General features: G+C 63.5%; 24 protein-coding genes. 12 read left to right on the top strand and 12 right to left on the bottom strand.

The features are described 5' to 3' along the window. Position 1: 1 nt before the first annotated feature. The 6 genes from KBA48_RS07655 (at position 2) to KBA48_RS07630 (ending at position 8,051) form a co-directional block, all read left to right on the top strand. A complete protein-coding gene (locus KBA48_RS07655; RefSeq protein ID WP_292904860.1) occupies positions 2-1,987 on the top strand; it encodes an acetoacetate--CoA ligase in 1,986 nt (661 codons plus the stop codon). Between the two features lie 178 nt (positions 1,988-2,165). Continuing rightward, positions 2,166-4,358, top strand: a complete 2,193-nt coding sequence (locus KBA48_RS07650; RefSeq protein ID WP_292904858.1) for a TonB-dependent receptor — start codon at positions 2,166-2,168, stop codon at positions 4,356-4,358. A gap of 138 nt (positions 4,359-4,496) precedes the next feature. Next, entirely contained in the window at positions 4,497-5,693 is a 1,197-nt protein-coding gene (locus tag KBA48_RS07645; RefSeq protein ID WP_292904856.1) for a cytochrome P450, read from the top strand. 122 nt (positions 5,694-5,815) lie between these two features. Continuing rightward, entirely contained in the window at positions 5,816-6,889 is a 1,074-nt protein-coding gene (locus KBA48_RS07640) for an alpha/beta hydrolase (protein WP_292904854.1), read from the top strand. Positions 6,890-7,132: 243 nt separating this feature from the next. Continuing rightward, a complete protein-coding gene (locus KBA48_RS07635) occupies positions 7,133-7,450 on the top strand; it encodes a 2Fe-2S iron-sulfur cluster-binding protein (RefSeq protein WP_292904852.1) in 318 nt (105 codons plus the stop codon). Next, on the top strand, positions 7,434-8,051 hold the full coding sequence (locus KBA48_RS07630) for a hypothetical protein (protein WP_292904850.1): 618 nt from the start codon (positions 7,434-7,436) through the stop codon (positions 8,049-8,051). The genes KBA48_RS07635 and KBA48_RS07630 overlap by 17 nt, the downstream gene beginning before the upstream one ends. Here KBA48_RS07630 and KBA48_RS33015 read toward each other — a convergent pair. The 3 genes from KBA48_RS33015 to KBA48_RS07620 form a co-directional block, all read right to left on the bottom strand. Further along, positions 8,008-8,367, bottom strand: a complete 360-nt coding sequence (locus tag KBA48_RS33015; RefSeq protein WP_367273819.1) for a transposase — start codon at positions 8,365-8,367, stop codon at positions 8,008-8,010. The two genes, KBA48_RS07630 and KBA48_RS33015, sit on opposite strands and share 44 nt — an antisense overlap. A gap of 202 nt (positions 8,368-8,569) precedes the next feature. Then, a complete protein-coding gene (locus KBA48_RS07625; protein WP_292904848.1) occupies positions 8,570-8,824 on the bottom strand; it encodes an alcohol dehydrogenase catalytic domain-containing protein in 255 nt (84 codons plus the stop codon). Between the two features lie 50 nt (positions 8,825-8,874). Continuing rightward, a complete protein-coding gene (locus KBA48_RS07620; RefSeq protein ID WP_292904846.1) occupies positions 8,875-10,863 on the bottom strand; it encodes an FAD-dependent oxidoreductase in 1,989 nt (662 codons plus the stop codon). Between the two features lie 108 nt (positions 10,864-10,971). Between KBA48_RS07620 and KBA48_RS07615 the strand changes: the two genes are divergently transcribed. After that, positions 10,972-11,871, top strand: a complete 900-nt coding sequence (locus KBA48_RS07615) for a LysR family transcriptional regulator (RefSeq protein ID WP_292904844.1) — start codon at positions 10,972-10,974, stop codon at positions 11,869-11,871. Between the two features lie 21 nt (positions 11,872-11,892). Here the strand turns inward: KBA48_RS07615 and KBA48_RS07610 are convergent, their stop codons facing one another. Genes KBA48_RS07610 through KBA48_RS07600 form a run of 3 tightly spaced genes read right to left on the bottom strand, consistent with a single transcriptional unit; the run spans position 11,893 to position 14,685 of the window. After that, positions 11,893-12,843, bottom strand: coding sequence for an NADP-dependent oxidoreductase (locus tag KBA48_RS07610; protein ID WP_292904842.1), 951 nt, complete (start codon positions 12,841-12,843; stop codon positions 11,893-11,895). Between the two features lie 13 nt (positions 12,844-12,856). After that, positions 12,857-13,723 carry an acyl-CoA thioesterase II gene (locus KBA48_RS07605; protein ID WP_292904840.1) on the bottom strand — a complete coding sequence of 289 codons (867 nt, stop codon included), beginning with the start codon at positions 13,721-13,723 and terminating at the stop codon, positions 12,857-12,859. After that, positions 13,720-14,685, bottom strand: a complete 966-nt coding sequence (locus tag KBA48_RS07600) for an SDR family NAD(P)-dependent oxidoreductase (RefSeq protein ID WP_292904838.1) — start codon at positions 14,683-14,685, stop codon at positions 13,720-13,722. The genes KBA48_RS07605 and KBA48_RS07600 overlap by 4 nt, the downstream gene beginning before the upstream one ends. 201 nt (positions 14,686-14,886) lie before the next feature. Here KBA48_RS07600 and KBA48_RS07595 point away from each other — a divergent pair, with 201 nt between their 5' ends. Next, positions 14,887-15,861, top strand: coding sequence for a hypothetical protein (locus tag KBA48_RS07595; protein ID WP_292904836.1), 975 nt, complete (start codon positions 14,887-14,889; stop codon positions 15,859-15,861). A gap of 1 nt (position 15,862) precedes the next feature. On the opposite strand, the gene KBA48_RS07590 is transcribed toward KBA48_RS07595, so the two are convergent. Then, positions 15,863-16,420: a nuclear transport factor 2 family protein gene (locus tag KBA48_RS07590; RefSeq protein ID WP_292904834.1), complete on the bottom strand. Its 558-nt coding sequence runs from the start codon at positions 16,418-16,420 to the stop codon at positions 15,863-15,865. Between the two features lie 83 nt (positions 16,421-16,503). Further along, positions 16,504-17,487 (bottom strand): GlxA family transcriptional regulator, encoded by a 984-nt coding sequence (locus KBA48_RS07585; protein WP_292904832.1) that lies wholly within the window; start codon positions 17,485-17,487, stop codon positions 16,504-16,506. 157 nt (positions 17,488-17,644) lie between these two features. On the opposite strand from KBA48_RS07585, the gene KBA48_RS07580 reads away from it, so the two are divergent. Together KBA48_RS07580 and KBA48_RS07575 are read left to right on the top strand one after the other, a co-directional pair. Beyond that, a complete protein-coding gene (locus KBA48_RS07580; RefSeq protein ID WP_292904830.1) occupies positions 17,645-18,616 on the top strand; it encodes a phytanoyl-CoA dioxygenase family protein in 972 nt (323 codons plus the stop codon). A 2-nt stretch (positions 18,617-18,618) separates the two neighbouring features. Further along, the gene (locus tag KBA48_RS07575; protein WP_292904828.1) at positions 18,619-19,437 is read left to right on the top strand and encodes an SDR family NAD(P)-dependent oxidoreductase; all 819 of its coding nucleotides are present in this window, start codon (positions 18,619-18,621) and stop codon (positions 19,435-19,437) included. Positions 19,438-19,449: 12 nt separating this feature from the next. On the opposite strand, the gene KBA48_RS07570 is transcribed toward KBA48_RS07575, so the two are convergent. From KBA48_RS07570 to KBA48_RS07560, 3 genes are read right to left on the bottom strand one after another with little or no spacing between them, the layout of a single operon-like run. Next, complete coding sequence (locus KBA48_RS07570; RefSeq protein WP_292904826.1) at positions 19,450-20,685, bottom strand: FAD-dependent oxidoreductase; 1,236 nt, start codon at positions 20,683-20,685, stop codon at positions 19,450-19,452. 13 nt (positions 20,686-20,698) lie between these two features. Beyond that, positions 20,699-22,270: an AMP-binding protein gene (locus KBA48_RS07565; RefSeq protein ID WP_292904824.1), complete on the bottom strand. Its 1,572-nt coding sequence runs from the start codon at positions 22,268-22,270 to the stop codon at positions 20,699-20,701. A gap of 3 nt (positions 22,271-22,273) precedes the next feature. Next, positions 22,274-22,594: a 2Fe-2S iron-sulfur cluster-binding protein gene (locus tag KBA48_RS07560; protein ID WP_292904822.1), complete on the bottom strand. Its 321-nt coding sequence runs from the start codon at positions 22,592-22,594 to the stop codon at positions 22,274-22,276. Between the two features lie 236 nt (positions 22,595-22,830). Here KBA48_RS07560 and KBA48_RS07555 point away from each other — a divergent pair, with 236 nt between their 5' ends. Further along, positions 22,831-24,048, top strand: a complete 1,218-nt coding sequence (locus tag KBA48_RS07555; RefSeq protein ID WP_292904820.1) for a cytochrome P450 — start codon at positions 22,831-22,833, stop codon at positions 24,046-24,048. A 60-nt stretch (positions 24,049-24,108) separates the two neighbouring features. On the opposite strand, the gene KBA48_RS07550 is transcribed toward KBA48_RS07555, so the two are convergent. Continuing rightward, on the bottom strand, positions 24,109-24,912 hold the full coding sequence (locus KBA48_RS07550; protein WP_292904818.1) for an enoyl-CoA hydratase-related protein: 804 nt from the start codon (positions 24,910-24,912) through the stop codon (positions 24,109-24,111). Positions 24,913-25,097: 185 nt separating this feature from the next. Here KBA48_RS07550 and KBA48_RS07545 point away from each other — a divergent pair, with 185 nt between their 5' ends. Beyond that, positions 25,098-26,009 (top strand): crotonase/enoyl-CoA hydratase family protein, encoded by a 912-nt coding sequence (locus KBA48_RS07545; RefSeq protein WP_292904816.1) that lies wholly within the window; start codon positions 25,098-25,100, stop codon positions 26,007-26,009. Positions 26,010-26,014 lie beyond the last annotated feature (5 nt).

The raw sequence follows: 26,014 nt of genomic DNA, 5'->3' as shown, positions 1-26,014 counted from the left end.
AATGGCGTGGACGCCCCTGATCAAGGAGTTCCGGGAACAGGTTGAGCAAAGGGCCGGGCGCCACTTCGCCGATTTTGAAGAACTTCATCGCTGGTCCGTCGAGCAGCCAGAGGGGTTCTGGCGAACGGTCTGGGACTTCGAGGGCATCCTGTCCCCCGATCCCGCCGATATTGTCCTGGCCATGGCGCGAATGCCGGGCGCGCGATGGTTTCCCGGCACGAGGGTCAATTATGCCCGACAGGTCATGCGTCATGTCGGCCCTGCCCACGCGGCCGGTCATCCGGCGATCATCGCGGAGGATGAAAACGGCCTCGTGGAGACTGTCGATTGGCCGACGCTGCGCAGCAGGGTCGCTTCCTTCGCTCTGTCGTTGCGCGCGCTTGGCGTCGGCAAGGGCGACCGCGTCGTCGCCTATCTTCCCAACCGGCCGGAGGCGATCGTCAGTTGCCTCGCTTGCGCATCGCTCGGCGCGGTATGGGCTGTTTGCGCGCCAGACATGGGCGTTCCTGCCATCCTCGATCGGTTCAAGCAGATCGGGCCCAAGGTGTTGATCGCCACGGATGGCGTCTTCTACGCCGGAAAGGCGATCGACCGGGCGGATATCGTCGAACGGCTGCGGGACGGTCTTCCAAGCCTGGAGGCGCTTGTCCTGCTGCGGTCGGGCTACAGTGGCAGCACGCTCTCCGGTACACTTGATTTCACGTCCATGGTTTCGCGGGACGGGGAGGCCGTGCTCGCCTTCCAGCCGGAATGGCTGCCCTTCGATCACCCTTTGTGGATCGTCTATTCCAGTGGCACGACAGGCAAGCCCAAGGCGCTGGTCCACGGGCATGGCGGCATCCTGCTGGGTGCGGCCGCCGCGCGGTTGCACTCCGATCTCGGCGCCAGTTATGACGTGCGCACACCGGGCGAGCGCTTCCACTGGTTCAGCTCGACGGGTTGGATGATGTGGAACTCGCAGGTCAGCGGCCTGCTGAACGGAACCACCATCTGTATCTTCGACGGAAGCCCGAATGGCTCCCGGGCTGCTCCTGATCCGGCCCTGCTCTGGCGGTTCGCGGCGCGCAACCGGGTCACCTTCTTCGGGTCGGGGGCGCAATTCTATACGATGTGCGCAAAGCAGCCGGTGGATTTCAGGGCGGTTGGCGACCTGTCGACCCTCCGGGCCCTTGGCAGCACCGCCTCGCCGCTGCCCGCTTCGGTTCAAATGGCGATCTCCGACCGTTTGGCGGGGGCTGGAAAGGCCGGCATCTGGTGGTTCAACAGTTCCGGGGGGACCGATATATGCGGTGCGTTCTGCACCGGGAACCGCGAGCTGCCGGAGGTGGCGGGGAAGATCCAGTGCCGCCAGCTCGGCGCCGCCGTCGAGGCGTGGAACGAGGAGGGCATGCCGGTGACGGGCGAGGTCGGCGAACTCGTCGTTACCAAGCCCATGCCGAACATGCCGCTGTTCCTCTGGGGTGACGAAGATGGCTCGCGGTACAGGGAATCCTATTTCGAACATTTCGAAGGGTGCTGGCGGCACGGCGACTGGCTGAAGATCGATCCCGACGGAACATGCGAGATATTCGGGCGAAGTGACGCCACCATCAACCGCGCCGGCCATCGCATGGGGACAAGCGAAATCTATGCGGCCATCGAGCAGATGGACGGCGTCGTGGACTCACTGGTCGTCGATGTCCGTGTGCATGACGCGGACAGCCGACTGCTGCTGTTCGTCGTGCCGGCCGGGGGGCGGGACGCCGGCGATGCGCTGGTCTCGCGCATTCGCGACGCGATCCGGACGTCGCTTTCGCCCCGGTTCGTGCCCGACGAGGTGATCTTCGTGTCGGCGGTGCCGCGGACCTTGTCATCCAAGAAACTCGAGCTACCCGTAAAACGGCTTTTCGAAGGTGCCTCCGTAGGCCGCGTCGTTGAGCCGGCCGCGATGGCTAATCCCGAGTGTCTGGAGGAGTATGTCACTCTGGCGGCCCGCTTTCGCGGATGACCGGCTTCCGACCATGGTGTCGATCACATCGCAATCATCTCGAATAAAGAATTTTTTCAAACTAATAAAATAGAGTTTGAAAAAAAGAATATTTTCTGACAAAACTGAACCTTAAGAGTGTGCGAAACAGCGCACCGGACAAGGGAGGAACAAGATGCCAGTGAAGTGGCTTTGGTCGGTGGCGCCCCTGGCCCTGCTGATCGGAAGTGGCGTGCAGGCGCAAACAACAGTGGGAACGGCACCTGCGCCTGATGGTGCATCTACGGTGCTGCTTGACGAAATCGTTGTAACCGCACGCAAAAGGGTCGAAACGGCGCAATCCGTTGCGGCAACGATCACTGTGGTGGACGAGGCGCGGCTGGCTGCGGCCGGGATCGTGAATTTCTCGGATATCTCCAAGGTCGTGCCGGCTCTGAACATCGCGGACTCACCGGACTCCAACCAGTTCGCGGTCACCATCCGTGGTCTGGGCTCGGCACCGGGCAACCCGTCCTTCGACAGTTCGGTCGCGACCTATATCGACGGGGCGTTCGTGTCCAGGGATCGCGAGTTCGGCGCTTCTCTGTTCGACATGAGCAGCCTGGAGGCGATCAGTGGTACGCAGGCCACCCTGCTGGGCAAGAATAGCAGTCTCGGCGCTGTCAACCTGGTGACCACCAAGCCGGGCACCGATGTGGCCTTCAATACCCGCTATAGTCACGAGTTCGAACTGAAGTCGGATCGGATCGAAGCGGGCATCGATGTGCCGCTAGCGCCCACATTGACGATGAGGATCGCCGGCTTCTATGACAGTCAGGGCGGCCCGCTGCGAGATGTAATCAGCGGCGAGAAATACCGCGACAGGAAGGGTGGCGGGCGCCTCACGGCAGTCTGGACGCCGTCCGATCTGGTCGATGTCACGGCATCCGCGCAGGTGACCCGGAACGTCTCCAAGGGGCCCAACGCGTCGGTCCAGCTCTATGGCGACGCGCCGGGGCGCCTGGCGGCCGCCTTCGGCTATCCGGGTACGCCCGTCAGTGCCTATGACCAGATCGCGGTCTACTCGCCGTCCATCGGCGGCGTCCGGCGCAACAGCCTGAATTCCGAACGGGGGGCCGTTACCGCGAATTTCCATCTCGGGGAAGGCACATTGACCTCGCAGACAGCCTATTCGGCTTCGCGTGGCGGCGTCGACCTGAACGGTGCCTATCTTCCGGGAGACGCGCACACCGCTTTCATCCACGACAACTCCAAACAGTTCACCCAGGAACTGCGCTATACGGGGGAGATCGGTCCACGGTTCGATTATGTGGCCGGCATCTTCTATCTTTACGGCACGTTCAAGCAGAAGGACGCGGAATATTTCGACTTTCCGGTCGGCACGACGCCGCTGCCGTTCCCCGTCGACGGCGCCAACAACACCGATTTCAAACAGACGAACAAGGCCTATTCAGGTTTCACCCAGGCGAACTTCAAAATCCTGGACCCCCTGACGCTGACGGGTGGCATACGCTATACAAAAGAGAGCAAGGACGCCGACTTTGCACGGACACTGCTTGTGCCTGGGATCTATTCCACGCTTCTCAGCCCGCCGGTCGCGCCGTTCTCGCTGTCGAACGACAAGGGCAGCATCGATGGAACGGTCGGTCTGAACTACGCCCTGACCAAGGATTTCCTGCTATATGTCACCTGGGGGCAGGGGACGAAGGCCGGCGGGTATGCCTCGGCCGTCAGCGACCTTTCGAAGTCCTTCTACAAGCCGGAGGTTGCGCAAACGGCGGAAGTCGGCTTCAAGTCACAATGGTTCGACCGCACGCTGACGCTGAACGGCGGCTATTTCGACACGAACGTCGACAATTTTCAGGTCGTTATCTATGACGGAACCGGGTTCGTCGTCTTCAACCAGAACGTCAAGACGAACGGCCTGGAAAGTCAGGTTTCGTTGAGGCCCGTCAACGGACTGCGGCTCTCCTGGAACAACATCTATTCCAACGCCCGCGATGCCGGCAACGGAACGAGAGTGCCACTTGCGCCACGCTGGTCGGGCGTGGTCGGGGCGGCGTACCAGTTCGACCTTTCCGCAGAGCTGGATGCCGATCTGGACGTCAATATGGACTACCGGTCCAAAGCGAATTCCCAGACGATCATCACCGGTACGCCCTATCTGTTGCCCAAGCTCGCCTCGTTGCACCGGCTGAACGCCAGTGTTGGTGTCGGGGACCGGGAGCAGGGCTGGGAGGTGCGGCTCATCGGCCAGAACCTTACAAACCAGCAGGTGTACGGTTTCAATTTCCCTCTGCCCTTCGTGACCTCGCCCCCCGGAACCCAGAGCGTCGTGCGATTCCCGATAAACCCGCGAACGGTGAAGCTTCAACTGAGCTTCAAGATGTGAAACCGTGTGGTCAGGAGAGAATAGATGTGGCTGATCCAGGCAATGGACGTTTGTAACTGTCTGGCAGGTTCCGGCATTCCTAGTGACGGCACCGGACCTTTCACCGTCCGTCATCAAGAGCGCGGGGGGATGTGACCGATGCCGCAGCAGACATCGGATCGCCCGGTGCTTGACGTCGATCTCTTCAGCGAGGCCAGCCTGCGCGATCCCTACGAGGATTATAAGGCGATCCGGGATGCTGGGCCTGCCGTCTGGTTGCCAGGCCTGTCAGTCTACGCCATCGGTCGCTTTGCCGATGTGCAGCGGGCGCTTCGGGCACCGGAACAACTGGTCAGTGGCCAGGGTAATGGCTTCAGTGACGTCTGGAATGCCGGCCGTGGCATGAACGTGCTTCAGATGGATGGCAGGCCGCATTCGCGGCTGCGCAATACCATCATGCGGCCCCTTTCACCGGCAAAGCTGCGCGAGGCCCGTCAGGACCTCAAACAGTTGGTCGTCAAGCGCGTGCAGTCCTTGCTGGGAGGTGACAGCTTCAATGCCATGCTGTCGTTGGCCGCTTTCCTGCCGGTGGAGGCGGTGTCGCATCTGGTTGGTTTGCCCGAGATCGGCCGCGAGCGCATGCTCGCCTGGGCGGCGGCAACCTTCAATCTCATCGGACCGGATCCGCATGCGGATGATCTTGCCGTCAGTGCCGAGGCGCGGGCCTTCATGAGCAGCCTCAGCGCGGATTCCGTTCGCGCCGGAAGCTGGGCCGGGGAACTTTTCGCGGCCGTGGACACCGGCCGGCTGACGCAGACCGAGGTTCTGCAGGCGATCAGCGCCTATGTGATACCCAGCCTCGACACCACCATCCTCGCCAAGGGACATTTGCTGCATGACCTTGCCGCCAATCCGGGCCAATGGGCGGCACTGCGGCAGAATCCGGGGAAGATTCCGGCGGCCGTCCTTGAAAGTGCCCGCCGGAACTCCGTGCTGCGCTTCTTCTCACGGGTTGCCATGGAGGATTATGATGTCAGCGGCGTTACGATCCCCAAGGGGGCGCGGGTGATGATCCTCTATGCCTGCGCCAATCGGGATGAACGGCGCTATCCCGATCCCGACCTTTACGACATCGACCGCGACCAGCGCGACCTGCTTGCCTGGGGCACGGGCCCGCACATGTGCGCAGGCATGAATCTCGCCAAGCTTGAGATGGAGGTCCTGCTGGAAGCCTTGGTCGAGGCCGACGCCGAACTTGTCGCCGGAACGCCGACCATGGGTCTAAACCGGGGTCTCTACGGCTATGCCGACCTTCCGTTCCAGATACGGCGGGCGGCTCGTGGGGTCCCGGCCTGACGGGGATCGATGGGACGGGGATGCGAGTGTAGGGTCAATCTATACGGCGGGCATTGGCGCGCGCGCCAGATGCTTTCAGGCCGATCGGATGGCGTGACCATAATCTGGGAAAGGATGTGTTGATGGACATTCACTATGAATCGGCCGACCCCTCCGCGGTCACGCCTGAATCTCCGCCGGCGATCGAAGTGGGGCGCAATCGTACTCCGCTGCCCGGCTCACTGCCCCCGTTGCAGCCGAAGGTTGACTACGAGACGTTGCGTCAACGCAGGCTGGCCGAGGTCGATGAAGAGACGCGGCTCATCAATCTGCCCTACGGCGCGCCGCCTCCCGACCTGATCCCCGCGCCCTTGCCCGATCCGCAAGTGCTGGCGCCCGGTCTCAAGGCCTGGAACGTGGAAATTCCGGGCCCCGCTGGGCCGCTGACGATGCGGATCTACAGACCCGAGCACCATGAGGGCCCTCTGGGCCTCTATCTCCATACCCATGGCGGCGGCTGGTGCATCTTCGGCGGTCTCGACGATATCGACACCCAGAACAGCAGCTATGCGATCGATTGGGGCTGTGCCGTGGCCCATGTCGATTTCCGCCTGTCCTGGCAGGCAAAATTTCCCGCGGCGGTTGAAGATTGCTTTGCCGCCTACAAATACATTGTCGATAATGCCGACGATCTCGGCATCGACAAGACACGGATCGGGATCGGTGGCGGATGCACCGGTGCCAATCTGGCAACTGTCGTTTCCCTTATGGCGCGGGACGCCGGCATTCAGAAGCCGGCCGTCCAATGGCTGTGGACGCCGTGCTTCGATGCAAGAAACAATACCGGCTCCTACGAGGAGTTCGCGAATTACAGTCTGACGCGCGACATCGCCGATGCGGTGACGCGACTTTACCTGAGATCGAAAGAGGACACGTTCGACTGGCGCGCCTCTCCATTGCTTGCTCCCAGCCTGAAGGGGCTGTCGCCAGCAATCATCTGGACGGGTGAGTGGGAAATACTGCGCGATGAAGCCCGTGCCTTCAGGAACCGTCTGGAGGAGGCGGGCGTGGAGGTGAACTTTATCGAGGGCCCACAGCAGCCCCACGCCGGTATCTACGCCATCAACCCCAGGACCGGCCAACTCACCCGCTATGCGCAGGAAACACTGCCAAAGATCAACGCGCTGATGCGCCGCTATATCGGGCCCGTATCCTGACATGGCTATATGTACGCCCGGGAAGAACGCCTCGGCCGGAACTGCAGGGGATGGACAGGAAGATACGGGGGCGGGAGGACGCCAGGCCGTGCCGCACCGCGGAGGGGGCTGCCCTTTCGCAGGGTGTCAATCGGCGCTGCCCGAGGTTTTCATCAGCTCCTGCCTTCCGCGCCTGAGCTCTCGCCCGTGATCATCTTCTTCCAGAAATGGAAAAGACTTCAATCTCATGTTTGCTGGTGAACAATGCCTGTTTTGACTGTCACCTCTCGCGACGGCACTGTCCGCGACATCGTTGGGGAGGCGGGCCTTTCTGTCATGGAAGTGGTCCGCAACGCCGGCCTCGACGAGCTGTTGGCTCTATGTGGAGGCTGCTGTTCTTGCGCGACCTGCCATGTCCATGTCGAAACCGCTTGGCTTTCCCGCCTTCCGCCGATCGATGAAGATGAAAATGCTCTGCTCGACAGTTCATCGAGCCGTACTGCTAATTCGCGGCTCGCCTGCCAGCTGTTCTTCACGGATGCGCTGGACGGGCTGAACATCACTGTTGCGGCAGAGGACTGACGCCGGACACATCGACTTCCCCTATGCCCTGGGCTTGCGGCGGGAGTACCCGCCGGTGCTGGACCTGCCGCCAGCGGATCAGCAGCCGCTGGACGCGCTCCAGAAAGAGCAGGACGCCCTGTCCCTGGCCCATGAGAGGCTGGATGAACTGCCGGCCGATGTCGAGGCCCTGCTGGCGGAACTGGATGGCGAGATCGACCGGCTGACGGCCCGCCAGCAGGCCTATGATCCCGACACCATCGCGCGCGGTGGCGCTTTCGTTGTGCTGGGTCACGACGGGCAGGCCCGCATCGAGCGGGGCTTCATCCGGCCGGACGATGAGAAGCCGGCGGAGCCGGAACCCGCAGCGGCCAGCGGAGAGGATGAAGCCGTCTCCCATTCGGGCGATGGCCGCGCGGAGGCCGCGCCGGCTCCCGATGGCGAGGATGAGGACATGGGCGAAGGCAAGCCGCACGGCCTCCAGGGCGACGGGGGAGATTTCCGGTGCCTTGGCATCGCGGCCGGCCTTGGTGGCGATATCGGCCAAGCCAAACACGCACATCCGGACGCAACCGGGATCATGAGCACCGCCAAGGAGCCGCCAAGGCCTTCAGCACGCTGACCGCCAATGCCGGATCAACAACGCCCTGCATTCGAACACACGTGCCGCCAGCCAGCGTGACCTCCAGTGTCGCGGGCACCGCCGGCACCGGCGGGTCCTGATCAACCGTTGGCTCCTTGCTGATGGACGGCGGCGGAACTGACGGTGCCGGGCTATCATCCAGCGCAACAGTCACGGGCAGAAAGCCCGTATCGTCAACCACCGCCTCCACCGGAACCGAAAGCCCTCGCCGCCAACGGTACAGCAGGCTTTCATGAATACCCAGCCGCCGTGCCGCCGCCGTAACCATAACGCCCGGACGGAAAGCCTCGTCCACAAGCCGGGCCTTTTCATCTCAGCTGTAAAACCGGCGACGCTCCGTGCCCGTCAGAAATTCCACACGCTGGTAAGACATGACGTTTGCTATTCGTTTGCGTCCGCGCGATGACGCGCCACACAAACATCAGCACATCCAGCAGGCCCTACAAGGCGGCCCTCACCGTAGGCTTACCACAAGATGGGCGATGTCCGCAGAACGCTCACAGGCACGCCACCACATGATCACCGGGCCGGACCGATCGCACGCTACCCACGGCGGCGACGATCCCAGCGGCCTCCTGTCCAAGTATAGTCGGTAAAGGACAGGGAACGTGTCCTTCTGCAAAGTGTAGATAAGAATGACAAGCCCCGATTGCCAGGTTGGCGTTGCGCACCTCCCGCGAACCCAAAGTGCTGAGGGTCACGTTCTCGATGGTCATCGGCTTGGCGATTTCACGCAGAATGACGGCTTTCATGGTCGATCAACCGTTTCCCTGGCTTGGGGGGTGTGGTTACACAACGTTAGTCAACAGGCGATGGCTTCCGGTCCGGTGAGGAGCCGACGCAGATCCTGGACAGCTCGGTAGGCATCACGAACCGCCTCTCCAATGCGTGCCACCTGGACGGCATCGCCGATGCGGATGATCGGAATGTCGAGCCCGACAAGACTGTCCGCAAGGCCGGTATCGGGCACCAACCCATGGGCCAGGAGCAGGGCGCAGGCCGGCTGGCGGATGGCTTGCCCGTCCCTGACCAACTCAATGTAATCGTCTGCCACGGCTTGCAGGACAGTCTTGTCCAGGATGCGGATGGCGTCATTCTCCCGCAGCCGCTGCAGCAGATGCATGCGGTATAGCGGCTCGGCATTGCGGGCGAGCTGGGCAGCCGCCGACCGGCTGACCAGCAGCACCTGGTGTCCGGCCTTGGCGAGGTATTCCGCGGTTTCCGTACCCGTCTCTCCGCCGCCGAAGATCACCACCGGGCGATCGGGACAGGACGGGGGCAGGGTAATGTCACCGATCAGGGCCGCATGTGCGGGTGCCGTCGGAAGGTTGCCCCGGCTTTTCAGTGGCAGTGCTGCCGGTCGCGAGCCATTGGCCAGGATCAGCACGTCGGGTGGATTGGCGGACAGCATTGCAGCATCGACCGTGATACCCGTGCGCACCGACACCCGGCTCCTGGCGATGCGACGCTGGAGGAAGTCATTATACCAGAACAGTTTTTCCTTGTTGGGCGGCGTGGCCGACGTGATGAGATTGCCGCCCAGCGTTGATCGCCTTTCATAGAGCGTCACCTCGAAGCCTGCCTGGTCCAGCATCAGTGCCGCCGCCATGCCGCCGGGGCCGGCGCCAACGACTGCCGCCCGGCGTCCGGCGCCGTAGGGGGCAATTTCCGGATCGGTCTCGTGACCGCAACGTGGGTTCTCAGCACAGGACACACCGCGGTTGGCCCCCGTTTCCTTGATGCACCAGTTGCAGGAGGTGCAGGGACGGATATCGTCAGCTTGACCGCGCTGGGCCTTGATCGGCCACATCGGATCGGCCAGCAGCGCCCGGCCGAGCGACACGCAATCGGTATCACCGTCGATAATGGCCTGCTCAGCTTTGTCGGGCCAGCGCATGACGCCCGCAGAAATGACTGGCTTGCCTGTTGCCTCCCGGATCCGCCGCGCCATCGGGAGACGCCATCCTTCCGGTACCGACATCGGCTCAACAATCACATCGACCCTGTCGAGTGACCCGCAGGAAATGTCGATGCCGTCCACCCCGGCCTCACACAAGCGCGGGGCGATGCGCTCGGAATCCTCCACCGTAAGGCCGCCTTCAATGAAATCCGCCACCGACATTCGGTAAAGCAGTGTCCGATCCTGAAGCACCGCCTTCACCGCCTTCACCACCGCTAGGGGGAATTGCAAGCGCCGTTCAAAGTCACCACCCCATGCGTCGTCTCGATGATTGACCAGGGGTGAGAGGAATTGCTGGAGCAGATAGCCATGGGCGCCATGAAGCATGACTGCATCATAGCCGGCGCTAACGGCCAGCCGGGCAGCATTGGCGTAGCTGGCGACGATGCGGCGGATCTCATGATCGTCCAGCGCGCGTGGAATTGTACTGAGATACGGACTGTTGAGTGGCACAGCGCTGGGAGCCACAGGCGTACGGCCCAGCACACTTTCGCGGGATTGCCGGCCGGCGTGCGAAAGCTGCAGACAGGCTTTGGCACCTGCGCCTTGAATTGCGGCCGCCAGTTTTCCGTGACCGGCGCGGTATCGTTCATTGTCGAGGCGCAGTTGCGGGGCCATTGAACTGAACCCATCGTGGCCATCGACACAGGTGAACTCGACCACGATCAGGCCGGTGCCACCGCGCGCCCGCTCACGATAATAGGCGATCTGTTCAGGACTGACCGATCCGTCTGCGTTCCCGAGATGGCTCTCCATTGGCGCCATCACCAGCCGGTTCTTCAGTTGGAGATTTCCGATCCGAAGTGGATCGAATAGGCGTGGATAGGCCATGTCCCTCTCCCATGCGACGATTGTGATTCTTGCTAGTGGTATAACTCATCCTGTTTGTCGGATAATCATTTCATATCGATACTCATTATACGTTGATGGTGGATAATCATGGATCGACTGGCCAGTTTCGAAGTGTTAGTGGCGATCGTTGATTGTGGGGGATTTGCCCGAGCGGCGGAGCGGCTCGGCATGTCACCCACGATGGTGTCCACACATCTCGCTCGGTTGGAAACACGCCTTGGCACTCGCCTGATTCACCGCAGTACCCGTCGTTTTGCGCTGACACCAGAAGGTCATCTGTTCGCCGACGAGACCCGGGCAATCTTGGAAGCGATCCGGATGGCGGAGAGTTCCATCCGAGGCGGGACTGCGGGGCCGAGCGGCAGGGTCGCCATCGATGCACCTGGGGCGATCGGTTTGCGCTTTGTGGTTCCTGCCTTACCCGAATTCAGGGCGCTGCACTCCCGGATCGCAATTGACCTGAATGTGGGGGATCGGAATTCGGCTTTCCATCCTCAGGGATTCGACATGCTTTTGCGTGTTGGTGTGTCGCCGGAAGGGAAGGGCGAGCTTGTCAAGCTCGGGCAAACACGGTTCGTTCAGGTTGCGTCACCGGACTATCTCGCGCGGCGGGGGTGCCCTTCCACGCCCGACGAACTGCATGACCATGACACCATCCTTTATGCCACGATGGAGCGGCCAATCGGCCAATGGCGGTTCTGGCGCGACGAAGTCAAGCGGACGCTGCGGCCGAGCAGCGTGGCCACGTTCAATCATGGCGATGCCATCGCCACCGCAGCGGCGGCGGGTGTCGGGATCGCACAAACCCTGGAGATGCTTGTCGCATCGGAACTCGCGGCCGGCACGCTCGTCCCGATCATGACGGACTGGAACCGGGACCCTGTCGATGTCCAGTTGTTCATCCCACAAGATCGAGCGCGTCGTCCGGCTGTCCGCGTCACCGCTGAATTTCTACGCGATCAGGTGAATTGGCAGAGCCTTATCTGAAAACGTCGCGCCAACAAGCGGTCAGAAAATTGTCCTGTCCATCGTCGCATCGATCGAGATCAGGATCTTACCGCGGGCATGGCCATCCTGGCTGTGTATATGGGCGCAAGCCGCTTCTTCCATCGCGAAAACACGGTCGATGGGAACCCGCAGTCTTCCTGTCGCCAGCAGATGGACCAGATGCAGAAGACGGCCGCCATCAGGCGCCACGGCGACGGTGGCCACCCGAACCTGTTGGGTCAGGGTCGGTTCCGGTGGGGTGGGGTCCAGTGTAACCAGCGTGCCGCCTGGGCGCAGTACGGCGATTGATCGCTGCCGAACGGTACCGCCGATGGTATCCAGCACCAGATCGACTTCCCCCAATCCATCGGCAAAATCCCCGACCCGATAATCGATGATTTTGTCGGCGCCCAGGGCCGCCACCATCTCCTTGTTGTCGGCAGAGCAGGTGGCAATCACATAGGCCCCGGCGATCTTCGCCAGTTGCACCGCCAGGCTTCCCACGCCGCCGGCCGCAGCATGGATCAGCACTTTCTGACCGGGCCGTAGCAGCCCCAGATCGAACAGGGCGGTCCAGGCTGTCAGTCCGGCCAGGGGCAGGCCGGCGGCTTCCTGCATCGATACGGTATCCGACAGGCGGGTCAGGGCGGGTGCTTTGACCGGGACCAGTTCCGCCCAGGCCCCGCCCTGCTGTACCGGGACCATGCCGGCGACACGCATGCCAGGTGCGAACCCAGCGGCCAGCGGACCGGCCGCGACAACGGTACCGGTGATGTCGGCCCCGGGGATGAATGGAAAAATCTGCGGCACCCATTCATTGAACCACCCGGCCCGAAGCTTCCAGTCGGCGGGGTTGACCGAACTGAACGCCTGACGGACCAGCACCTCATCCGGGCACAGTGTAGGGAGCGGAGCCTCTTCCAGCCGAAGCTGTTCCGGCCCGCCATGGGCTTGGTAGCGGATGGCACGCATCACTCACTCCTTCTCAACCGACGTCCCGGAAAAGCGCCTCCTGGCTGGTGGTTGCCACCAGCCGGCCCGACTGGTCATACAACAGCCCGCGCGCCAGACCGCGCCCGTCGCCGCCGGACGGCGTGTCGCAGAAATAAAGCAGCCATTCATCGGCCCGTGCCGGGCGGTGGAACCATATGGCGTGGTCCAGGCTGTTGATGGACAATTGCTGGCTGTTTGTGGACAAGCGTCCCGGGCCCACGGCGATGCCGGCAAGCCAATAATCGGAAAGGAAGGCCAGAAGTGCGTTCTGGTCGCGGTCTGCGGTGCCGGCGGCACTGGGCAGGCGTACCCAGAAGGCCCGTCTGGGGGCCTGCCCTGCTGCGAAGAAATAGGTTTCCGGTGCCACCAGCCGCAGTTCCAGGGGGAAGGGAGCCGTATAGTTCGCCACCGTTGCGTCGGGGAGCCGATCCGCATGCGATGCGACATAGGTGTCCAGCGGAAGCAGCGCCTCCGGTCCCGGCAGGTCGTCGGGCATGGGCTGGTGATGTGAATTGCCGGGTTCAGGGTCGTGGAAGGAACAATGCAGGTGGAAGATGACTCGCCCGTCCTGGCTGGCCCTGACCGTCCGCGCGGCGAAGCGCCGCCCGTCCCGAAGCCGTTCGACCTGATAGTCCACGGGCAGTTTCGCGTCACCGGCCCGCAGGAAATAGCCATGCAGCGAATGGGCGGGCCAGCCGGGCACCGTCCGCGTGGCAGCCGCCAGTCCCTGTGCCAGCACTTGCCCGCCGAACAGCGCGCCGGCGGGGTTGGCCTGGGTGTGGTGGCTGCGAAACAGATCGGGCTCGACGGTTTGCAGGTCCAGAAGCTGCGCCGCCGTGATGGGGGGCGGGCGCGTCACGCCAGGCCCAGCCGGCGTTGCGCCGCGATCACCGTGTCCATTTCTTCCAACCCGCTGCGTGGCACGTCATAGCGCGTGCGATCATCGATCTGCGCCAGATGGGCGGCGACATCCTCCACCGCGGGCGCCACGCTGCCGGGCTGATACCAGCCCTCCGTCAGGCCCACGAATATCCGGGAATATTTGCCCCCCAGGACGGAGTACATGTTCTGTGAACTGTCACAGGCACGGCTGGCCATGTAGCAGCCCATGGCAGCCACGAAGTCCGGCTGCATACCCTGAATGTAATGGCGGGACCGCTGGCCGGCGGCGGCCAGGAATTCCGCATCGGGCCGCACATCACCAGGCTTGCCGCCCAACCGGCCGCCAGTGGCGTTGGGGAACAGGCAGTTGACCGTGACGCCCGGCGGCGCTTCCTGAGCAATGACGTTCATCAGCCCGATCATGGCGGTCTTGGCGGAGCCGTAGTTGGCGCGGATGGGATTGCCAAAGATGCCCGACTGCGAACTGACCAGCACGATGCGGCCGTAGCCTTGTTTGACCATCTGTCGGTAGGCGGGCTGGGTGACGAAGAAGGTGCCCTTCACGTGCACGTTATAGACGGCGTCGATGTCCGCCTCCGTCAATTCCCCGAAGCGGCCGTTGCGCTGGTTACCGGCATTGGAGATGACGGCATCGACCCTGCCGAACTGGCGCAATGCCGTTTCGATAATGGCGGCCCCACCCGCCTCCGTCGCTACACTGTCGTAATTGGCGACGGCCTGTCCGCCAGCGGCGCGGATTTCATCGACAACGGCGTCGGCGAAGGTGGCGGACGATCCTTCCCCCGTAGTGCTGCCCCCCAGGTCGTTGACCACGACTGCCGCCCCCCGTCGCGCCAGTTCCAGACAGAAGGCCTTGCCCAGCCCGCCGCCGGCCCCCGTGACCACTGCGACTTGTCCGTTGAAATCGATCCTGTCCATCTTGATGTTCCCATGCGGCCTGGATGTTCATCCGGCCTGGACAGTAATGCCGCCCCCCGGCGGCGCCCGCGGTAAATGCATGCGGGGGGCACATTGTTCAAATCCGTGATGTTTGCACGGGCAGTTCCCAGGCCGATTGCCCTTGCGGCCGGCATTGGCTGAGAACAAGGCAATGCGTTCATGAACATGGAGAGGCCTTTCATGCTGCGGAAGAATATGCGCGTCGCCACCGGCGTCGACGGTACCCGGTCGGTCAGCCTGACTGTCTATGCGCCGGAAGATCCGGCCCGGTTCAGCGGGCGGGTGATCTACGCCTCGCCCGGCGGCGGCTATGGTCGCCTCTACTATGACATGCATTTCACCGGGCACGAGGGCTACAGCCAGGCCGCGCACCATGTGGAGGCAGGGCACATCCTCGTCGCCTATGACCATCTGGGCGTGGGTGAGAGCGACGTTTCGGAACTGTCAACGCTTACAATCGAGGATATCGCCGACGCCGACCACGCCGCCGTGCAACAGGTGCGCGACGGGTTGATTGCCGGGACACTGTTGGCGACCTATCCCCCGTTGCCCGACGCGGTGCATATCGGCATCGGCCAGTCCATGGGTGGCGGGGTCACCATCATCATGCAGGCCCGCCATCGCAGTTTTGATGCCATCGGCGTGCTGGGTTACAGCGCCATCCATACCGTGCTGCCGCAGCGCACGGAAGAACAGGCCGCCGCCGCCAAGGCGCAATACCAGTTCGACCGCCATACCGACCCGGCCGCCCTGTCCGTGGCCGCGACCGCCGCCGGGGTCGCGGATTTCATCTATCCGTTCCATTGGGAGGATGTGCCGGCCGACATCCTGAAGGCCGATATGGAGGGGGGCTATCCCATCCGCCGGACCGCCCCGCCGTTCGGCAGCCTGACTATCCCCAACTGTGTTGTGGCCATGATGGGACCGGGTTTTGTGGCACGGGATGCGGCTGTCGTGGATGTGCCGGTGTTCCTGGGCTTTGGCGAGCGCGATACCAGCGCTGATTTCCGTGAGGAACCCTCAGCCTACACCAACGCCGGCGACATCACGCTGGTGATCGTGCCAACCATGGCGCACATGCATAATTTCGCCTCCACCCGCGCCCGGCTTTGGGATCGGCTCAGCCATTGGGCGCTGGGTGTCGGTCGGCGCTGAATCAGGGCTGAATGCGCCCGTCTGCCAGGGGGCGGGCGTAGGAGATGTCCTGGCGATCACGACGGCAGGGACCAGTGGCGGCCAGGGCAGCAGCCCATTCCGGTGGCAGGGGCACTGCGTTGAAGGTTCCGACCTTTTCATTCACGCAAACCCGATGGGCGATGGCCCAGCGTCCGTTCCGTTTCTCGAACCGGTCGACATAGCGACCGAAGGCCAGACTGGGCGGCCCCTCCCGGTTCTCACCCCAGAAGATGTAATAGGTCTCGCCATGGGCCACGTCGCCATCCAGTTCGATCGTCTGGTTGGCGATGATGTGCTGATGGCGGGTCTGGAACTCCCCGTGCCAGCCGATGGCCCAGTCAACGAAGTCTGCGGCTACGCCTTCCGCAACCCCGTGCTGATCGATGGCGTCGGGATGATAGGCCGACAGCATCAGTTCCCGGTCGAAACGGTCCACGCCCCGTGTGTAGCGATGCAGGCAGTCCAGTATCTCCTGCCGGTCCTTCTGTTGCCGGATGAACGCCAGCGTCTCGGCATCGATGGTCAGTGCCCGGTCCATGTTCCTGTCCTCCCCTTTTTTGCTGTAGCGGATGCCCAGGCTCCAAGGGGATGCGCCGCCGGACAAGCCGGGATGCCAATTGTTCATGAATGCGATATCGCGCCCTCCGCCGCCGCCTTCCTGCGCCATGCCGTCGGGCTCAATCCGCAATGGGCCAGAAAGACCAGCCGGAAGGACCGGGGGTCACGGTAACCGACCATGGCGGCGATCTGCTCGATGGACCGGCCTGTGCGGGCCAACAGGCGCTGTGCCGTGCGGATGCGCAGGCGCTGGACATAGTCCTTGGGGCCTATGCCGATGGCGCGCGTAAAGCGTCGGGTCAGGGTCTGGTGGCTGGTGGCAAGGGCGTCGACAAGGTCGGCAATCCGCACATCCTGTGCAAAGTTCATTTCAAGCCAGATCTGGGCGTTGGCCACCATCGGGTCGGTGGAGAGGCCTTCTGCCACCACCCGGTCCACGCCGGTGACCGACGCCAACCAGCGCCCGGCCTCCGCATTGAAGATGCGTTCGATCAGGCGGACCATCAGGGCCGCCTCCGCCGCCGGCCCCGCGCCAAGAATCATCCCGCCCTCTTCGATCACGCCGCGCCGTTCGTCGATGGCCAGACGCGGGAACCGCTCCCGGCATAGCGGTGTCAGTGGCCGGGACAGCGGGATGGCCATGCCATCGACAAGGCCGGCGGCAGCCAGCAGGAACAGGGCCGATCCGCTGGCGGAAATCAGGGCCCCATCCTCCTTCTGCTGACGCAGCCAGACGCCGAAGGGGCCGCTTGCCGCCAACCTTTCATCCAGGGCGACGGCGGACCCGACGCGGAAATTGGCGACATGGATCAGGCTGAAGGGCTGTCGCCAGCCCCAGGGGCCATCGCAGGGCAACCGCCGTCCATCCGCCAGCCGCACCGCCTGCCCATCGGCGGTGAGCAGCCGCAGCCGGGTTTCCATGGTCAGTCCTTCAGCCGGGGCGAACATCTGTTCCACCTTCGCCCGCACGACGACAAAGGCGTCCATGCAGGCGCCCAGGCTGGCCAGGAAGGCGCCATCCGGCGCAACCAGGGCAATGTCTGCCATAGGATCTCCCATTTGTTCAAAATGACCATGCTTGTTGTTGAAAAGGACCATGGCTGTCATCTGCCAAGCTGTCCATCATGATCATGGACCGGGACCAACCCGGCAGCAGGCCCGGATACCGCCGATGCGGCCGGAGCCAGACAGGGAAGAAACGGGCATGAACATGCAGGCAAGGCCCCCCATGCCGGAAATGGGCGAACTGAACGTCTCCAACCACCTGTTGGGCGATCCGGCGGCCTTGGCGGCCACCTGGGACCGCGACGGCTACTGGTTCTTTCGCGACGTACTGGACAAGGCGGTGATCGCCGATATCCGACGGACCTATATCGATTACCTGATCGATATGGGTGTCACGGACCCCAATGATCCGTTTCATCGCTATAACGGCGCCGATTATTCGGCCCTGCCGATCAATTCAAACATGACGAGGATGAACGAACAGAAGGTCCATCGCCTGCTGCATGAGGCACCGACCATCAATGACTTCTTTCGGTGTCTCTTTGGATGTGAGCCTTTCTGGGTGCCGTTCACCGTCCACCGCACCAATCCGCCGGTGCAGGATGTCAGCCGCCCGCGTTTCGACTTCATTCATGATGACGGTTCCTACAATGAAGGGCTGGACTTCCTGATCTGCTGGGTGCCCATCGATGAGATTGACGCCGATGTCGGCGGATTGGCCGTGGTCGAAGGGCTGAACAAGCAGCCCAGCCTGCATCGCCGCGACGGTGCCCGCATCCTTCCCATCCAGGCAGAGGATGTGCCGCCAGGTACCTGGCGGCGCACGGACTATCGCCCCGGCGATGTGCTGTTGATGAGCTTGGCGACGCCGCATAGCGGCCTGTCCAACATCTCCCGTGACCGGTTCCGGCTATCGATGGACACGCGGATCATGCCCGGCGCCAGCCGTCTTCCCATTGCAGGTACCTTGGTGGAGGTCGGTGCCGACCGGGTTGGCGTCGCCGATGCGGCAGGGCGGCACGACCTGCGTGTCGATCCGCAGAGCTTTGTTCGCGGACATCGCGGCGACCGGCTGTCCATGGCCGATATTCCGGTGCGGTACAGTCCCGGCGATGCCGTGATCGTGGCCCATGCCGACGGGCGCGTCGTCAATATGCGTCCGCAGCACTGAACATGCCGGAACCGATCCTGACCGGCCGGCGGCTGTCCGGTCTTGCCGCCATCGTCACCGGCGCCGGGGCCGAGGGTGCAGAAATCGGCATCGGCCGGGCCGTGGCCCTGGTCCTGGCCGGAGAGGGCGCGCGCGTCGCCTGCATTGATCTTGACCTGGAGCGCGCGCAGGCGACTGCTGACATGATCCGTGAACGTGGCGGTGATGCCGTCGCCATTGCCGCCGATGTCAGCTTGCGTCCCGCCTGTGCCGAAGCCGTCTCCGCCGCACTGGACTGGATGGGACGGTTGGACATCCTGGTCAATAATGTGGGCATTTCCCCACCCTCCAGCCTGTCCGGGTTGGATGAGGGGCAATGGTCCCGCGTCATGGCGGTCAATCTGGACAGCGCCTTGTGGATGTGCCAGCGCTCTGTACCGGCCATGGTGACTGGTGGCGGTGGCTCCATCGTCAATATCGCTTCCATCGCCGGCATGCGCGCCCATGGCTCCCTGGCCTATGGCACGTCGAAGGCCGGTATGGTGCAGTTGGCGCGGGAGATCGCGGTGGCCCATGGCCGTGACGGCATCCGCGCCAACGCTGTCGCACCAGGTCACGTCATGACATCCCATATCGCCCGGCGCATGCCGCCCGGTATGCGGGAGGATCGTCGCAAGGTGGGGCCGCTAGGGATCGAGGGGGATGCCTGGGACGTGGCCATGGCCGTCTGCTTTCTGGCCAGCCCGGAGGCACGGTTCATTACCGGCGTGCTGCTGCCCGTGGATGGCGGGGTGACGCAGATCGGGCCGTTGCCAGCCCATGCCTTGATCCTGGGAGATTGACGGGGGCCACCGTCAATCCTCCAGCGCGATGGCGCGCAGGTCGGTTTCCCGGTCCAGCGCACGGCGCGTGTCCAAACGACGGCGGGCGGCGATCAGGGCCTTTGCCTGCATGAAATCCTTGGGATTGTTGATGCAGTCGATGGCGACCAGCCGGCTGTCCCGCAGATAAAGGACGGAGAAGGGGGCCTGACCGACTTCACCCCGGATCATGATCGTGTCCTGGCCCAGCGCCAACCCGGCCGACTGCATCTTCACGTCATACTGGTCGGACCAGAACCAGGGCAGGGCGGCATAAGGCCTGTCGCGGCCCAGCAGCGTATCGGCGGCAACCTTGGCCTGGTCGATAGCGTTCTGTACCGATTCCAGCCGGATATCGCTACCGGCGAACGGGTTGGGATGGCGGGCACAGTCGCCGATGCCCAGGATATGGGGATCTGACGTCCGGCAGAAGGCATCCACCTGCACCCCGTTGGGGCAGGCAAGACCAGCCGCCGCCAGCGGCTCCACATTCGGGATGATCCCGACGCCGACGATCACGATGTCGGCGGGCAGCTCACGGCCATCCACCAGCCTTACACCCGTGACACGCCCCTGGCCGGTCAAGGCCTCCACCTGCGCGCAGAGTTGTACATCCACCCCGTGCGACTGGTGCAGTTTCAAAAAGAACTGCGATACCGGCGGTGATGTGACACGGGCCAACAGTCGTCCCTGCGCCTCCAGAACCGTCACGGCCATGCCCATACCACGCAGGACAGCCGCCGTTTCCAGCCCGATATAGCCTCCCCCAATGATGACGGCACGGGCACCCGGCGCCACCTCGGCCTTCAGACCGTCGATATCGGCGATGGTGCGGATGGCATGGACGCCGCGCAGGTCGGCGCCGGAGCAGGGAAGCGGGCGCGGGCGTCCCCCGGTGGCCCAGACCAGATGACCATAGGACAGATGGCTGCCGCCGGCAAGGGTCACGCGCCGGGCGGCGGCATCGACGCCGGTGATACGGCAGCCGGTGCGCAGGTCGATCCCCTTTTCTGCCCAGAATTCCGGTTTGCGCAGCAGCAACCTGTCGGCATCGCGCTTTCCGCCCAGATAATCCTTGGACAGGGGCGGGCGTTCATAGGGGCCGACCGGTTCTTCCCCAAGCAGGGCGATGGTGCCGGCAAATCCCCCCTGACGCAGCGATTGCGCGCATTGCGCGCCGGCTTGGCCGGCACCGGCGATGATGATGTCGTAATGGTCTGATGGTGGCATAAGCGGCCCCCGTTCAGGATTGAAGCTGGGCGCGCAAGGCGAACTTCACCACCTTGCCCGTGCTGTTCATCGGCAGGGCATCGATGAAGGTAATGCCGCGCGGCACCTTGTAATTGGCGAGATTGGCCTTGCTCCAGGCCAGGACTTCCGCTTCGGTGAGGGATGAGCCGGCACTGCGCACGATAAAGGCGTGCCCGACCTCACCCAGCCTTGCATCGGGCACCCCGACCACAGCACAGGCCTTCAGGCCGGGCAAGGCGCCCATCTGGCGCTCGATCTCCGCCGGATAGACGTTGAAGCCGCCGACGATATACATGTCCTTCAACCTGTCGGTGATGCGCAGATAGCCCTGCGTGTCCAGGGTTCCGACATCGCCGCTGTGCAGCCAGCCATCGGCATCCAGCGCCGAATGCGTCGCCTGATCATTGTCCAGGTAATGCAGCAGCAGCTTTTCATCGCGGATCAGCACTTCGCCGGCCTCTCCCGGTGGCAGTATCTTCCCATCGGGGCCGGCGATGCGGATTTCCGTGCCGGGAATGGCGCAGCCAACGGTCTCTACGACCCTTTCAATCGGGTCGCCCGGTAGCGTCTGGGTCGCGGAACCGCAGCATTCCGTCATGCCATAGCCGGTGGACAGCACCTGGATCGGTGTTTCGTCACGCAGGCGCCGCATCAACTGGATGGGAATGGTGGTGGCACCTGTGGACAGGAACCGCAGGCAGCCAATATCCCAATCCGCCTTGTTAGGATGGTCCAGCACCTCTTGCCAGACGGTGGGTGGGGCCGGCATCACCGTGATGCGGTTGCCGGCGATCAGATCCAGGATGGCCGTACCATCATAAGCGTCCGGCCAATAAATGGTGGCCCCCGACATCAGGCCCGCCACCCAGCCCGCCTTGTAAGAGGCATTGTGGGAGAAGGGGCCGAAGACGCAATAGCGGTCATCGGGTCCGAGGCTGGAGATGCCGCACCAGGCCCGGCCGCCGCCCAGCGACCGTTTATGATCGAACACCGCCCCCTTCGGCAGCCCTGTCGTCCCGGAGGTGAACATGATGTCCGCCAGATCATCCGGCCCGACATCCTCGGCCCGCGCCGCCAGTTGTTCCGCACTGATGGCGCTGCCCAGTGCCAGGAAACTGTCCCAGCCCTGTTCAATGCCACGCAACTTCGTACTGTCGGGCCGCAGAACGATGGTTCGGCGCAGGTCTGGCACCGCCTCCCCCCGCAACATATCGGGATAGTGACGGCCCAGGAAATCGCCGATGCTGAACAGATGGGTGATGCGGGCGCGGCGGACGATATCCGCCACCTCTCCACCACGCAACCGCGTGTTCAGCGGCACCAGCACGCCGCCGATACGCTGGGCGCCGACAGCGGCAGCCACCCATTCCCACAGGTTGGGCGCCCAGATGCCGACCCTGTCGCCCTTCCTCAATCCGTCAGCCAGCAGCGCGCGGGCGACGCGGTCGGCCCAGGCATCCAGCGCCGCGAATCCGATGGCGCCATCCTGGGTGCTGCTCAAGGCGGATTTGTCACCGAAGCGGCGGGCGGCCTGCCTTAACAGGGCTGGGATGGTAATCGTCATGGGTCAATGCTGGCTGGCGGGGATGCGGATGACAATGCCGTCAAGGGCGGCGCTGACCTTGATCTGACAGGACAGGCGGGAGGTTTCCTGTGGATCGACGGTGTAGGTCAGCATCTCCTTTTCCTCGTCGCCGGGATTTCCGGCCGCTGCCGACCAGATCGGATCGACATAGACGTGGCAGGTCGCGCAGGCGCAAGCGCCGCCGCAATCCGCCTCAATCCCAGGCACGCCGTTCTGGACGGCGACCTTCATCACAGACTGACCATCGTCGGCCTCCAGCACATGGGTCTGACCGTCGGGATCGATGAAGGTGATCTTGGGCATTTACCCTTCTCCGCTGTTCTCGGGCACGGCGTTGTTGCCGCCATTCGCCTTCCTTATGCCTGTGCCGGACGGCCCCTGTCGCGGCCCTGATCAATCTTATCAAGCATACGATCCCTTTGATGGAACCTCGTCCCGCCTTTGGACGCGGTGGGTTCCACGCTCCTAATCTCTCGCATATCCCCATTCAACACACCGGACACGCGCGCGAAAGCTGCGTGCCGGCAGGAGGTCGCCTCATGCCCGCCTATGCCATGAATATGACGGTTCCCGATCATGTCCCGGCAGAACTGGTCTTTGACTATGATGTCTACGCACCCGGTCCGGCCGGGTCCGATTTCTTCGCGGAGCTGTACAGGCTGAAGCACGCGGCTCCGCCGATTTTCTGGACGCGGCACAATGAAGGTCATTGGTACGTCAATGACGCCAAGCTGGCTGCGCGGGTGCTGAAGGACAGCGACAATTTCTCTTCCCGCGCCCTGGTGGTGCCGAAGTCGAACAACCCGACGGGGGAAGGGTTCACACCCATCCATCTCGACCCGCCTGAACATACCAAATACCGCCATCACCTCTCCGTCGCTCTGTCGCGCAAGGGTGTGGCGGAACTGACGCCCGGCGTGCGCCAGTTGGCCATAGACCTGATCGAGGGGCTGAAGGAAAAGGGAAGCTGCGAATTCATGGCCGATTTCGCCTTCCAGCTTCCCATCATCGTCTTCCTGCGGCTGGTCGACCTACCGGAAAGCCATCGGCTGGGCCTGCTGGAGGAGGTGGCGAAGATCATCCGGCCCGGCAGCAACAAGGCCGACGTGATCCGGGGGCTCGCCGCCTATCTGGCCCCCATCATCAAGGAACGACGGGCCAACCCCGGCAGCGACCTCATTAGCTGGCTGTCACAGCAGGAGGTGGATGGCGAGCGCATGCGTGAGGACAAGCTGCACTCCATGTGTACGCTGTTGCTCATTGGCGGCCTGGATTCCGTGGCCAACACGCTGGGCTTTTTTGCCCGCTTCCTGGCGGAGAATCCTGACCACCGCCGCCAGATCATCGAGAACCCGGCCATCATCAGCGCCGCGGTGGAAGAATTGTTGCGCCGCTTCCCCACCGTCACCACCGGCACGGGCCGCATGTGCGTGAATGACAGCCAGGTGGGTCCTGCCCTGATCAAGGCGGGGGAGATCATCATGTCACCCCCGGCCATGATGAACCTGGATGACGAGGCCTATCCTGATCCGCTGAAGGTCGATTTCTCCCGCCGCATTGCCAGTGTCGGCACCTTCGGCCAGGGGCCGCACCGCTGCGTGGGGGCCAATCTGGCCCGTTCCGAACTGACCATCTTCCTGGAGGAATGGCTGAAGCGTATCCCCGATTTCCGTCTGGCCGATGACAGGCTGACCTTTCAGGCCGGTGTGAACATCTCCTACGGGTCGGTGCCGCTGGTCTGGGATGTGGCGGCCTGAGACTGCGTCTGCTGACAGGGAACAGGCCCGGACGGGGATACCATCCGGGCCTGTTCCCTGTCAGCGGTTGGTGAAGGTGGGGCGGCGTTTCTCGACGAAGGCTTTGCGCTTTTCCGCCGTATCCTCGGTCGACTGGCTGATGAAAATGGCGCGGCTTTCCATCTCTATGGCGGCTTCCAGGCTGGGTGCCGTTTCATTGAGCCACAGGGACTGTTTGGTCAGCGATGTGCCGATGGGGCTGTTGGCCTGGATGGTCCCGGCCATGGACAGGGCTTCGTCCATCAGGGCTTCGTCCGGCACTGATTTCAAAATCAGGCCGATGGCGGCGGCTTCCTCCGCCATGACGGCCCGGCCCGTCAGCAACAGTTCGGCTGCCCTTGCGGCCCCGACACGCCGGGGCAGCAGGTAGGACAGGCCCATCTCATGCCCGGTACCGGCATTGTGGAAGGCGTTGACGAACTTGGCCGATCGCGCTGCGATGGTGATGTCGGCAGCCACGGCCAGCGGATAGCCGGCCCCGGCCGTCACGCCATTGATGGCGGCGATGATGGGTTGCGGCAGGGACCGCATCAGGGGGGTGATCGCCCCCAGTTTCGCCATCACGGCCCGCATCTTCTGTGCCTTGCCCAGGTTGGGTGCCACCCAGGAAGGCTCCCCCGCCGCCCGCAGGTCGTGGCCTGCGCAGAAAGCGCGGCCGGCGCCGGTCAGGATCACAACCTGGGTGGACGGATCATAGCGGATATCCGTCAGCAGCCTGACAATATCCTCATACATCGCATAGGTCAGGGCGTTGAGCGCATCGGGCCGGTTCAGGGTCAGGCGGCAAATGCCGGGTGCCGGTTCATCGCGCAGGATCTCTGTCATTGGCTCCTCCCATCCTTTTCCTGATCACCCTCTATGCCCGCCTGTGCCGCCGGACCAGACCAGCGGGCACCTGAACCCCCTTCCATCAGGTCTGTGATGGAAGGGGGCCGATGGGTTCCCGTCGTCGCTCCCGTGCGGGCCGCCACCTATCATGCGAGCGCAAAACCAATGGAGGGGAGGAAGGGATGGATCATCCCGGCAAGTGGCTGAAATCCACGACATGCATCCGGTTCGAGGTTGCCGAAGGGGTGGCCGTGCTGACATTGAACCGCCCCGACAAGCGCAATGCCCTGTCGGCGGCGATGCTGCGCGAAATCCATGATGCGCTGCTGGAGGCGGATGACCGCCGGGACGTGAATGCGATCCTGTTGCAGGGCGAGGGGCGGGATTTCTGCGCCGGCTATGATCTGGGTGACAGCTATGGCGGGGGCGGGGCTGCCCCGGTCGATCATGATCCGGCCCTGTATCGGAGCCGCAGCGCCACGCTGGATGACGATATCTGGCACCTGGAACGCCAGCAGGACCTGACCTTGCTGATGCTGGACCTGCACAAGCCCATCATCGCCAAGGTCCAGGGCAATTGCCTGGCTGGCGGGACTGATCTGGCTTTCTGCGCCGATATCGTCCTGGCCGCCGATGAAGCGAAGATCGGTTTCCCCGCCGCCCGCGCCAATGGCACGCCGCCCACCAATCTCTGGCTCTATCATTGCGGCCCGCAATGGGCCAAACGCATGCTGTTCACGGGCGACACGATCAGCGGCCTGGATGCCGCCCGTATCGGCCTGGTGCTGGAAGCCTATCCGGCGGCGGCGATCGATGCCCAGGCGCTCGATCTGGCCCGCCGCATCGCCCATGTCGACGCGGAAATCCTGTCCGCCCATAAAAGGGTGATCAACATGCAGATGGAACTGGCCGGCGCCAAGCTGTCTCAGCGCTATGCCGCTGAACTGGACGCGCGCGCGCACCTGTCCCAGGGGCCGCGCCGCAGCCGGTTCAAGCAGGACATGGCGGAAGCCGGCCTGAAGGAGGCGCTGGGCAACCGCGACGCCCCGTTCGGGGAAGGGCGCATCCGCCTGCGCGCGCGCCGTCCCGACTGACCCCG

Origin of the sequence: Niveispirillum sp., from assembly GCF_017996735.1 — a bacterium.
Lineage (GTDB): Bacteria > Pseudomonadota > Alphaproteobacteria > Azospirillales > Azospirillaceae > Niveispirillum.
The sequence above is the reverse complement of the archived record's forward strand: the minus strand, read 5'-3'. Positions and strand labels throughout refer to the sequence as shown.